Annotated in this window: 14 protein-coding genes and 1 pseudogene; 13 read left to right on the top strand and 2 right to left on the bottom strand. The window is 55.8% G+C overall.

Annotated elements, in window-relative coordinates:
* From WFM46_RS20455 to rcsA, 11 genes and pseudogenes are all read left to right on the top strand, one after another.
* The coding region (locus WFM46_RS20455) for a FliI/YscN family ATPase (protein ID WP_336998394.1) at positions 1-726 on the top strand (726 nt) is incomplete at its 5' end.
* 20 nt (positions 727-746) lie between these two features.
* Complete coding sequence (gene fliJ / locus WFM46_RS20450) at positions 747-1190, top strand: flagellar export protein FliJ (protein ID WP_103180146.1); 444 nt, start codon at positions 747-749, stop codon at positions 1188-1190.
* Positions 1187-2386 carry a flagellar hook length control protein FliK gene (gene fliK, locus WFM46_RS20445; RefSeq protein ID WP_156654835.1) on the top strand — a complete coding sequence of 400 codons (1200 nt, stop codon included), beginning with the start codon at positions 1187-1189 and terminating at the stop codon, positions 2384-2386. The genes fliJ and fliK overlap by 4 nt, the downstream gene beginning before the upstream one ends.
* Positions 2387-2497: 111 nt before the next feature.
* Positions 2498-2965, top strand: coding sequence for a flagellar basal body-associated protein FliL (fliL, locus tag WFM46_RS20440; protein ID WP_103180148.1), 468 nt, complete (start codon positions 2498-2500; stop codon positions 2963-2965).
* A 4-nt stretch (positions 2966-2969) separates the two neighbouring features.
* Complete coding sequence (fliM, locus tag WFM46_RS20435; RefSeq protein WP_103180149.1) at positions 2970-3974, top strand: flagellar motor switch protein FliM; 1005 nt, start codon at positions 2970-2972, stop codon at positions 3972-3974.
* The gene (gene fliN / locus WFM46_RS20430) at positions 3971-4384 is read left to right on the top strand and encodes a flagellar motor switch protein FliN (RefSeq protein WP_103180150.1); all 414 of its coding nucleotides are present in this window, start codon (positions 3971-3973) and stop codon (positions 4382-4384) included. The genes fliM and fliN overlap by 4 nt, the downstream gene beginning before the upstream one ends.
* Before the next feature lie 2 nt (positions 4385-4386).
* The gene (gene fliO / locus WFM46_RS20425) at positions 4387-4761 is read left to right on the top strand and encodes a flagellar biosynthetic protein FliO (protein ID WP_336998393.1); all 375 of its coding nucleotides are present in this window, start codon (positions 4387-4389) and stop codon (positions 4759-4761) included.
* Positions 4761-5498, top strand: a complete 738-nt coding sequence (gene fliP, locus WFM46_RS20420; RefSeq protein ID WP_336998392.1) for a flagellar type III secretion system pore protein FliP — start codon at positions 4761-4763, stop codon at positions 5496-5498. The genes fliO and fliP overlap by 1 nt, the downstream gene beginning before the upstream one ends.
* 10 nt (positions 5499-5508) lie before the next feature.
* Positions 5509-5778 carry a flagellar biosynthesis protein FliQ gene (gene fliQ / locus WFM46_RS20415; protein WP_032612271.1) on the top strand — a complete coding sequence of 90 codons (270 nt, stop codon included), beginning with the start codon at positions 5509-5511 and terminating at the stop codon, positions 5776-5778.
* 2 nt (positions 5779-5780) lie between these two features.
* Positions 5781-6573, top strand: a pseudogene (gene fliR / locus WFM46_RS20410) (flagellar biosynthetic protein FliR); the annotation flags it as partial.
* Positions 6574-6859: 286 nt separating this feature from the next.
* On the top strand, positions 6860-7483 hold the full coding sequence (gene rcsA / locus WFM46_RS20405) for a transcriptional regulator RcsA (protein ID WP_103180154.1): 624 nt from the start codon (positions 6860-6862) through the stop codon (positions 7481-7483).
* 91 nt (positions 7484-7574) lie between these two features.
* Here the strand turns inward: rcsA and dsrB are convergent, their stop codons facing one another.
* Positions 7575-7763 (bottom strand): protein DsrB, encoded by a 189-nt coding sequence (dsrB, locus tag WFM46_RS20400; protein ID WP_180209824.1) that lies wholly within the window; start codon positions 7761-7763, stop codon positions 7575-7577.
* Between the two features lie 127 nt (positions 7764-7890).
* Between dsrB and yodD the strand changes: the two genes are divergently transcribed.
* Together yodD and WFM46_RS20390 are read left to right on the top strand one after the other, a co-directional pair.
* Positions 7891-8118 carry a YodD family peroxide/acid resistance protein gene (gene yodD / locus WFM46_RS20395; protein ID WP_103822455.1) on the top strand — a complete coding sequence of 76 codons (228 nt, stop codon included), beginning with the start codon at positions 7891-7893 and terminating at the stop codon, positions 8116-8118.
* Positions 8119-8417: 299 nt separating this feature from the next.
* Positions 8418-9230, top strand: coding sequence for a mannosyl-3-phosphoglycerate phosphatase-related protein (locus WFM46_RS20390; RefSeq protein ID WP_180209825.1), 813 nt, complete (start codon positions 8418-8420; stop codon positions 9228-9230).
* Here WFM46_RS20390 and dgcQ read toward each other — a convergent pair.
* Complete coding sequence (gene dgcQ / locus WFM46_RS20385; RefSeq protein ID WP_336998390.1) at positions 9212-10885, bottom strand: cellulose biosynthesis regulator diguanylate cyclase DgcQ; 1674 nt, start codon at positions 10883-10885, stop codon at positions 9212-9214. The genes WFM46_RS20390 and dgcQ overlap by 19 nt on opposite strands.
* Between the last annotated feature and the right edge of the window lie 92 nt (positions 10886-10977).

Here is a 10977-nt window from a genome sequence, read left to right as displayed (position 1 = left end):
GTTAAAGATTTTATTGAGAACATCCTCGGTGCGGAGGGGCGTGCCCGCTCGGTGGTGATTGCCGCCCCGGCGGATGTCTCTCCCCTGCTGCGCATGCAGGGGGCTGCCTATGCCACCCGTATCGCCGAAGATTTTCGCGACCGCGGCCAGCACGTGCTGCTGATCATGGACTCCCTGACCCGTTATGCGATGGCCCAGCGTGAGATCGCTCTGGCGATTGGCGAGCCACCGGCTACCAAAGGCTACCCGCCTTCGGTGTTTGCCAAACTCCCGGCGTTGGTGGAGCGCGCCGGGAACGGCATCAATGGCGGGGGCTCCATTACCGCCTTTTACACGGTGCTGACCGAAGGCGATGACCAGCAGGACCCGATTGCCGACTCGGCACGTGCGATCCTCGACGGCCATATCGTCCTGTCGCGCCGCCTGGCCGAAGCGGGCCACTATCCGGCTATTGATATCGAAGCCTCTATCAGCCGTGCGATGACGGCGCTGATTACCGAGAAGCATTACGCCCGGGTGCGTAACTTCAAACAGCTGCTCTCCAGCTTCCAGCGCAACCGCGATCTGATCAGCGTCGGGGCGTATGCCAAAGGCAGCGACCCGATGCTCGACAAGGCGATTGCCCTGTGGCCGCATCTGGAGGCGTATCTGCAGCAGGGTATTTTTGAGAAGGCCGACTGGGAAAGCTCAATCCAGGCTCTGGAGATGATCTTCCCGCAGGTGTAACAAGGTAGAGGGCGAATGTCATGGCACAACACGGCGCATTAACCACGCTGAAAGATCTGGCCGAGCAAGATGTTGATCATGCCGCGCAGCACCTTGGGGTGATGCGCCGCGGACAGCAACAGGCGGAAGAGCAGCTGAAGATGTTGATTGACTACCAGCATGAGTATCGCACCAACCTCAATACCGATATGACGCAGGGCATCGGCAGCCAGCGCTGGATCAACTATCAACAGTTCATCCAGACGCTGGAGAAAGCGATCGAACAGCATCGCCAGCAGGTGGTTCAGTGGAGCAATAAAGTCGACCTTGCGTTAACAGCCTGGCGAGAGAAGAAACAGCGCTTACAGGCCTGGCAGACACTGCAGGATCGCCAGCTTGCCGCCGCAACCCTGGCGGAAAGCCGTCTCGATCAGAAAAAAATGGATGAATTTGCCCAGCGGGCATCAATGAGGACCCCGGAATGATCACCCTTCAACAACTGCTTTCGAGCGACAGCGATCTTACGGCTGGCGCGCGGGGCGGAAAAGCGGCCGACGGCGCGCAGGATTTTCTTGCCCTGCTGGCGGGCGCGTTAAGCGATGCCAAAGGTCAGGGCAAAGATGTCGGCCTGACGCTGAACGATCTCCACTCATCGGGCGGCAAGTTCGCCCAGGCGGCGCTGCAAACCGGTGCCGCCGATAGCGACGTTGACGCCGATGCCGGCAAGCTTGCCGAGCTGCTGGCGCGTCAGGATCTAACGCTATCCGATGAAGATGCCAGCCAGCCGGGGCTGGCACACGGCCTGTTGCCGGTCGCCAAAAGCGAGGTGTTGAAATCGCTGGCCCAGGCCGCTAAAGAGGCTGACAGCAAAACGGAGCTCAGCGAGGAAGAGCTGGCGGGATTAAGCGCCCTCATGGCGATGCTGCCCCACCAGCAGACCGCAACCGCGGCCGCGCCTCAGCCAGTGAGCGCCGGAAGCCTGGATGTGAAGGCGACGCTGAATGGCGATCGTGGTCATCAGCCAGCGCTGGATACTGATGCGCTGCGCACCGCAAAAAACGTGGCTCAGGATAAAGGTGCGGCCTTAGCTTCTGACACCCAACTGACGCCAGCCGTCGCCGCGGCAACGACCAGACAGGCGGCTGAGAGCACACCATCCCCGACCGGACCGACCATCACGATGGGGCCGATTGTCAGCAATCTTACCTCTGCTCAGCCGACGATGGCCGCCGCACCGGTGGTCAGCGCCCAGCTGGGCAGCAATGAGTGGCAGCAGACCATCAGCCAGCACATCACGCTGTTCACCCGTCAGGGCCAGCAGAGCGCCGAGCTGCGTCTGCACCCGGAAGATCTGGGCCAGGTGCAAATTACGCTTAAGCTGGATGATAACCAGGCCCAGCTGCAGATGGTGTCAGGCCACAGCCACGTTCGCGCGGCGCTGGAAGCGGCACTGCCGGTGCTGCGTACTCAGCTGGCGGAAAACGGTATTCAGCTTACGCAAAGCAGCATCAGCAGTGAAAACTTTAACGGTCAACAGCAGGCCTCGTCTCAGCATCAGCAGCAGGCATCCCGCTCCGGCAATAACGGCGGATTTGATGAAGAGAGCGATGAGCTGCTGGCGGCACCGGCCTCGCTGCAGTCTGCAGCCCGTGGAAACAGTGCCGTCGATATCTTCGCCTAAACCTAAACGCCAGAGGTAGCGTGATTATCCCCGTCTTTTCGACCCTTTGACGGCGACAGGACACGGGATAATCACCACATTAGCAGTCCCGAAACAGGAAGCACGCAACAGATGACTGACTCCGCCATCACCAAAAAAAGTAAGCGTTCCATCTGGATCCCGCTGTTGGTGTTAATTACGCTCGCCGCCTGCGCCACCGCAGGTTACAGCTACTGGCGTATGAATAAAGCCCCTTCAGCCGAAGCCAAAGTGGAGCCACCACCGCCGGCGGCACCTGTCTTTTTTGCGCTGGATACGTTCACCGTTAACCTGGGCGACGCCGATCACGTCTTTTACGTGGGCATTACGCTGCGTCTGAAAGACGAAGCTACCCGCGCACGTCTGAGTGAATACCTGCCGGAAGTGCGCAGCCGTCTGCTGCTGCTGTTTTCTCGTCAGGATGCCACCCAGCTCTCTACCGATGAAGGTAAGCAGAAGCTGGTGGAAGCCATTAAGCAAACGCTGGCCGCGCCTCTGATCAGCGGTCAACCTAAGCAGGAAGTCACCGACGTTCTGTATACAGCTTTCATTCTGCGGTAACGACATGGGCGACAGTATTCTTTCTCAGGCGGAAATCGATGCGCTGCTCAACGGCGACAGCGATAAAGCCGACGAACCAAAAGCGGGCCTGGCGGGCGAAAGTGATATTCGCCCCTACGATCCCAATACCCAGCGTCGCGTGGTGCGCGAGCGTCTGCAGGCGCTGGAGATCATCAACGAACGTTTTGCCCGTCAGTTCCGTATGGGGCTGTTTAACCTGCTGCGCCGTAGCCCGGATATTACCGTCGGTGCGATCCGCATTCAGCCGTATCATGAGTTCGCCCGTAACCTGCCGGTGCCGACGAACCTCAACCTGATCCATCTGAAACCACTGCGCGGCACGGGTCTGTTCGTCTTCTCGCCAAGCCTGGTGTTTATCGCCGTAGATAACCTCTTCGGCGGCGACGGACGTTTCCCGACTAAAGTGGAAGGCCGTGAGTTCACCCACACCGAACAGCGCGTTATCAACCGCATGCTGAAGCTGGCCCTTGAGGGGTACAGCGACGCATGGAAGGCGATCCACCCGCTCGACGTGGAGTATGTGCGTTCCGAGATGCAGGTGAAGTTCACCAACATTACCACCTCGCCAAACGACATCGTGGTCAACACCCCGTTCCACGTGGAGATCGGCAACCTGACCGGCGAATTCAATATCTGCCTGCCGTTCAGCATGATTGAGCCGCTGCGCGAAGTGCTGGTGAACCCGCCGCTGGAGAACTCCCGCCATGAAGATCAGAACTGGCGTGAGAACCTGGTGCGCCAGGTTCAGCACTCCCAGTTAGAACTGGTGGCCAATTTTGCCGACGTGCCGCTGCGTTTGTCGCAGATCTTAAAATTAAAACCCGGCGATGTTCTGCCGATAGAAAAACCCGACCGCATCATTGCGCATGTGGATGGCGTGCCCGTGCTGACCAGCCAGTATGGCACCGTGAATAATCAGTACGCGTTACGCGTTGAGCACCTGATCAACCCGATTTTGAATTCTCTGAATGAGGAACAGCCCAAATGAGTGATATGAACAATCCGTCCGATGACAACACCGGAGCACTGGACGATCTGTGGGCTGAGGCGTTAAACGAACAAAAAGCACCGGCCAGCAAAAGCGTTGCCGATTCGGTATTCCAGCAGCTGGGCGGCGGCGACGTCAGCGGTACGCTGCAGGATATCGATCTGATTATGGATATCCCGGTCAAGCTGACCGTGGAGCTGGGCCGTACCCGCATGACCATTAAAGAGCTGCTGCGCCTGACGCAGGGTTCGGTCGTGGCGCTGGATGGCCTGGCCGGTGAGCCGCTGGATATTCTGATCAACGGCTACCTGATTGCCCAGGGTGAAGTTGTGGTTGTCGCCGATAAGTACGGCGTGCGTATCACCGACATCATTACCCCGTCTGAACGTATGCGTCGTCTGAGCCGTTAAGCATGAAGACCCAGGCAGTCGTCTCTCAGCCCTCTGCGGTGCCAGGTTCGCCGCTGCTTCATGTCAGCGGCGCGCTGCTGGGTATTATTGCCTTTATTCTCGTTGCCGCCTGGCTGGCTAAACGCGTGGGACTGGCGGGCAAAACCGCCGGTGCCCGCGGGCTGAAGCTCGCTGCCAGCACTTCGCTGGGCCCTCGTGAGCGCGTGGTGATCGTTGAAGTGGAAGACGCCCGGCTGGTGCTGGGTGTGACCGCCTCAAACATTAATATTCTGCATAAATTGCCGCCTGCGCCGGTCTCTGAGGAGAGTCGCACAGAGGTTCCACAGGATTTTCAGTCCGTGATGAAGAGTTTGCTTAAGCGTTCCGGGAGATCGTGATGCGCCGTTTGTTATCCCTTACGCTTGCCGGTGTTGGCCTGTTTGCTCCTGCCGTGTATGCCCAGTTGCCCGGCCTGATCTCGACGCCGATGGCCAATGGCGGTCAGAGCTGGTCTCTGCCTGTTCAGACGCTGGTGTTTATCACCTCGCTGACCTTTATCCCGGCTATTCTGCTGATGATGACCAGCTTTACCCGCATCATCATCGTCTTCGGTCTGCTGCGAAACGCCCTGGGTACCCCGTCCGCGCCGCCTAACCAGGTGCTGCTCGGTCTCTCCCTGTTTTTGACCTTTTTCATTATGTCGCCGGTGATCGACAAGATTTACACCGACGCCTATCAGCCCTTCAGCGAAGAGAAGATCTCCATGCAGGAGGCGCTGGAAAAAGGGGCGCAACCGCTGCGGGAATTTATGCTGCGTCAGACCCGCGAAGCTGACCTGGCGCTCTTTGCCCGTCTGGCGAACGCCGGGCCGATCCAGGGACCTAAGGCGGTGCCGATGCGCATTCTGCTGCCCGCTTACGTCACCAGCGAGTTGAAAACCGCCTTTCAGATTGGTTTTACGATCTTCATTCCGTTTTTGATTATCGACCTTGTTATCGCCAGCGTCCTGATGGCGTTGGGGATGATGATGGTGCCGCCGGCAACCATTGCCCTGCCCTTCAAGCTGATGCTCTTTGTCCTGGTGGACGGCTGGCAGCTGCTGGTGGGGTCGCTGGCACAAAGTTTCTACAGTTAAGGAGCGCCCGGTGACGCCAGAATCGGTCATGATGATGGGCACGGAAGCGATGAAGGTCGCCATCTCCGTTGCCGCTCCCCTGCTGCTGGTGGCGCTGGTCACCGGTCTGATCATCAGTATCCTGCAGGCCGCCACGCAGATTAACGAGATGACGCTGTCGTTTATCCCGAAAATCATCGCCGTGTTTGTGGCGATCATTATCGCCGGGCCGTGGATGCTCAACCTGCTGCTGGATTACATGCGCAATCTGTTCACTAACCTGCCCTATATCATCGGCTAGGTATGCTGCAAGTTACCAGCATCCAGTGGCTTGAGTGGCTGGGCCTCTACTTCTGGCCGCTCTTGCGCATCCTGGCCCTGATCTCCACCGCGCCGATCCTGAGCGAGCGGGCGATACCCAAGCGGGTCAAGCTGGGCCTGGCTATTCTCATAACCATCATCGTTGCCCCAACGCTGCCGCCGGTAAATGTGCCAATTTTCTCCACGCCAGCCCTGTGGGTTGGGCTACAGCAGATCCTGATTGGCGTGGCCATCGGCTTTACGATGCAGTTTGCCTTTGCCGCCGTGCGCACCGCCGGCGAGCTGATTGGTCTGCAGATGGGTCTCTCCTTCGCCACCTTCTTTGACCCTGGCAGTCGGCTTAACATGCCGATCATTGCCCGTATCATCGACCTGCTGGCGATGCTGCTGTTTATGGCCTTTGACGGGCATCTGTGGCTGATTTCGATGCTGGTGGATACCTTCCACACCCTGCCGATTGGCGGGGAGCCGGTAAACAGCAACGCTTTTATGGCGCTGACCCGTGCGGCCGGGCTGATTTTCCTTAACGGCCTGATGCTGGCGCTGCCGCTGATTACCCTGCTGCTGATCGTCAACCTGGCGCTGGGTTTACTTAACCGTATGGCGCCACAGCTGTCGGTGTTTGTCATTGGTTTCCCTATCACCCTGACTATCGGCCTTGTGCTTATCGGCCTCTTAATGCCGCTTATTGCGCCATTCTGCGAACATCTATTTAGTGAAATATTTAATTTATTGGCCAATATCGTGCGCGAGCTTTCCGTGAAACAATAAACCCTCTCTTTTATATTGTCTTTCTGAGGATATTCCTAAAATAGAAAATGAGAAACATCTGCCAGGATATATCTGGAGCGGGTTTAATGCTTTTATACTCCTCACATAATTCAACATTTACTTTACTTTAAGAAGTTTCCTGGCAAATTATACGTAACTTTACGGGATAGTGAGTTCGCCTGAAAGTCCTTGTAATGCTCACAGGTAATTTATTTTTCCATCCCGTTTGGCTGTTAAAGAGCTCTCAGGCAGGTGGTGAATTATCGTTATGCATTGAGTGAGGGTATGCCATGTCAACGATCATTATGGATTTATGCAGTTACACCCGGCTAGGGTTAACCGGGTATCTGGCCAGCAGAGGGGTAAAGAAAAAAGAGATCAACGATGTACATACGGTTGACGAACTTGCCGCCGCATGTGACGCCCTTACGCCAGGTGTGGTGTTTATTAATGAGGACTGTTTCATTCACGATCCCGCCAACAGTCAGCAAATAAAGCAGATCATTAATCAGCATCCCGGCACCCTGTTTATTGTTTTTATGGCTATAGCCAATATCCATTTCGATGAATATTTGCGGGTGCGTCAGAATCTTCTGATTAGTTCGAAATCTATTAAGCCGGAATCGCTGGATGAACTGATCGGGGATTATTTAAACAAAGAGATAAAGAGTGTAGCGAAATTTAATTTTCCCACTTTATCATTAAGCCGAACTGAATCCAGCATGCTGCGAATGTGGATGGCTGGACAGGGAACGATTCAGATTTCAGACCAGATGAATATCAAGGCGAAAACCGTATCGTCACATAAAGGAAATATTAAAAGGAAGATTAAAACGCATAATAAGCAAGTGATCTATCATGTCGTTCGCCTGACCGACAATGTGACCAACGGAATTTACGTTAATCTGCGTTAACCCCTTCCCTTTTTGCCACGTAAACCGATCTCTGGCTATGCCAGAGATTTTTCATTTCGGCCGCGCCAGCCCGCGTCAGCCGACACGCATGTTACTCCACGCTCTCAACAAAAATCCCGTCAGGGTGGCCAAGCTCGTTAAAGAACCAGATCCCGAGCGGGTAGTCCTCCAGCGAGACCAGATACATCGTGCCTTCATTAAACTGCTCAACTGCCAGTACCACACCCGGGCGACGCGGCCCGCCGTCGGTTTTGACGGTTACCCGATCGTTGACGTTCATAAAATCCTCCTCTGGTTTTGAGCCAGTGTAGAACAAAACGTGAAATCTGGCAGCGTGTTGCTGCGCGATTGCCGCTTTTATCGGCGGTCTATACTTAAAGCTGTAAAAGGTAAACGAGGAGTACGCAATGAAGACCGAAAAAGAGTACAGCGAAACGGCTAAACGGGAAGTGAATGTTGATGTGGATGCCTTGCTCGCCGCGATCAATGAAATCAGCGAGAGCGAAGTACAGCGCATAGAGGATGACCCTACCCGGGTACGGGTTAACGATCGGGATTACCATACCTGGCGCGAGCTGGCTGAAGCCTTTGAGCTGGATATCCATGATTTCAGCGTCACAGAGGTGAATCGCTGAGGCGAAAAAAATCCCGGTCATGGGGTGACCGGGATCAAACTTGCTCATGCAAGAAGCACTTGTAAATTCGTTACACCAGGAAATCTGATGTCGCGTAAACATTATCTGCAATTTTTTTGCAAGACAAGGAAATATTCTTCATATTTATAGTTTCCCTGCGCAATTAAAATGTTGGTTATAGTTGCCCAACAGGCGTCAGCCGCGGGGTGCGCGGGATCGGTTCCATAAGATAACCCTTTTGCAGAATTTTATTTTAAGAAAATTCTTATAAAAGACCTTCATCTGTTAGGGGAGATGCTATGCCTTCACTCGACGATCCGCTGCTCATCTATAGCGATCTGGACGGCACATTGCTGGATATTCACACCTATGACTGGCAGCCCGCTCTTGGCTGGCTGGATACCTTACAGGACCATCAGATCCCGGTGATCCTCTGCAGCAGCAAAACCGCGGCGGAGATGCTGGAGATCCAGAGCGATCTGGGGCTGGAGGGCTTGCCCTTTATTGCCGAAAATGGCGCGGTGATCCAGCTGGATGTCCGCTGGGATGACCATCCCAACGCCCCACGGTTAATCAATGGCGCTCCCCATGCCGATATCGTTAACATCATCAATCAATTGCGCGCCCGGGAGGGTTACAAATTCACCACCTTCGATGACGTGGACGAGCGGGTTATTAGTGAGTGGACCGGTCTTAATTATGCCCGTGCGAGGCTGGCGAAACTGCATGAAGCCTCGGTGACGCTCATCTGGCGCGACAGCGATGAGAGAATGGCTGAGTTTGAAGATGCGCTGACCGCGCTGGGGTTGAAGTATGTTCAGGGCGCACGGTTCTGGCACATTCTTGATGAGCGCGGCGGTAAGGATCAGGCGATTAACTGGCTCAACGAGCAATACCTGCAGCGCGAAGGCGCGCTTCCCACTACCCTCGGTCTGGGTGACGGGCCAAACGACGCGCCGCTGCTGGATAGCGTCGATTTCGCGGTGGTGGTTAAAGGCATCAATCGCCAGGGAATTACGCTCAAAAACGACGATCCGGCGCGGGTTTACCACACCCACCAGCCTGGCCCTGCTGGCTGGCGTGAAGCGCTGGATCACTTCTTCTCGTCCTGACCCACCACCTGGTTGCGTCCTCGCTGCTTCGCCTGGTAAAGCCGGGCGTAGGCGATGGACTGTAGCTGTTCAAAATCGTAGTTACCGCTCTCCTCTGCGCTGCTGACGCCAATCGACACGCTGACGCGCGTCGTCTGGCTTTTTTTCACCAGGATTTCCCGACGATTGATCCGCTCGCGGATCCGCTCGGCAATTGCCATCGCCTGTTCCGGCCCGGTGTCCGGTAACACTACACAGAACTCTTCTCCGCCGACACGTCCGGCAACATCGGTGTCCCTTATCGTGCGGATAATTAAGCCAGCCGCATGCGTCAGCACTTTATCCCCCGCCTGGTGACCAAACCTGTCGTTAACCCGTTTGAAATGGTCAAGATCCATCTGCATCACCGAGTAAGGCTGATTTTGCTGTTCACACCGCTTCGCCAGCGCTTTTGCCCGCTCAAACAGCGCGCCACGGTTATTTATCCGGGTCAGCGGATCGTGCCAGGCCTGCCACTGCAGCGAGTGTTGCAGGCGGTACATATTGCTGACCATCCGGCGGATCACAAACCATGAGCCCACCAGCATCGCGGTAAAGAGCAGCCACAGCAGCGCCAGCGCGATAGTAATGCTGCCGAAATCACCGTTCGCCCCTTCCCTCAGGGTGTGGATGCGCAGCACAAGGCCATTAAAATGATCCAGATGATGCCAGTTGACGTAGCGGCTCCCCAGACGGATATCCCCTTCGGTATCTTTTTCCAGAGCAGCGGCAATTTGCGCCCGCTCGCGCTCGTCAAAATGATTCACGTTGTCCGCAATACTCTCCGACGTGGCGAGCAGATTAAAGCCTTTATCATAGAGCTGGAACTCACCTTCACCGTTGCCGTCTACTGCATCCTGCAGCAGTTTCTTCAGCCCCGGGAGCGTAAACTCTAACGCCAGCGCGCCGTACCAGTAGCGTTGGTAATCGACCGGTACGCTGACGGTAACGGTGCGATCGTCTGCCCCATGCGTAAACCAGCGCACGCTTCGGGCCCGGTTCTCACGCTCCGACTGCCCGGTGTACCACGGACGTGTGACCAAATGATAGTAGCGGGAGATAATGTCACCTCCCCAGTCGGTGGGATCGGTTGAGACGTAAAACCCGGCGCGGGAAACATAGACCACGCGCCTGGCGTGTGCTGCCGGAGAGTCGATGCGCAGCAAATAGCCCATTTCAAACGCGGCGCTCAACTCTCTTTCAATCCGTTCATCATCACGTGACAGGCTGGTGGTTTGCCGTACAAAGGCATCAGAAACACCGTTCAAGGGTAAGGTGCGACGCACATCGAAGGTCAGCTGCCAGGAGGGCTTGCCCTGCAGATCGTTAAAGTGGTCGACAGTATTACGCAACAGTGGGGATGCGAGGGGCGTTTCAAGGGCGTCGCGCATGCCGTTGCGAAAGAACAGCAGCTTTTCCACGCTGAACTCAAGCTGGCGATCCAGTGAATTGGCCACCGTCTCCAGATGATTTTTCTGGCTGGCCGCGTACGCATCCTCCAGCACCACGGCTTCACGCCAGGTCAACAGCGTGGAGAAGATGAGGACGACAATAAAGCAGATGTTAACAACCCGGCCCGGATGAAAGCGATGTCGTGCCGTAAAAGCGTCTTTTCCTGAAACGATGTCGTGCTCCACACCTACTCCGTGAAGGCCACCTTCGCCATCTGCATGACGTCAAAGCCTGGCTGATTTTGCAATGCTACTGCGGTTGGCGCGATTATAACGTA

This window comes from Leclercia sp. M50 (assembly GCF_037150775.1).
In the GTDB taxonomy this organism is placed as follows: Bacteria; Pseudomonadota; Gammaproteobacteria; order Enterobacterales; family Enterobacteriaceae; genus Enterobacter.
The sequence above is the reverse complement of the archived record's forward strand: the minus strand, read 5'-3'. Positions and strand labels throughout refer to the sequence as shown.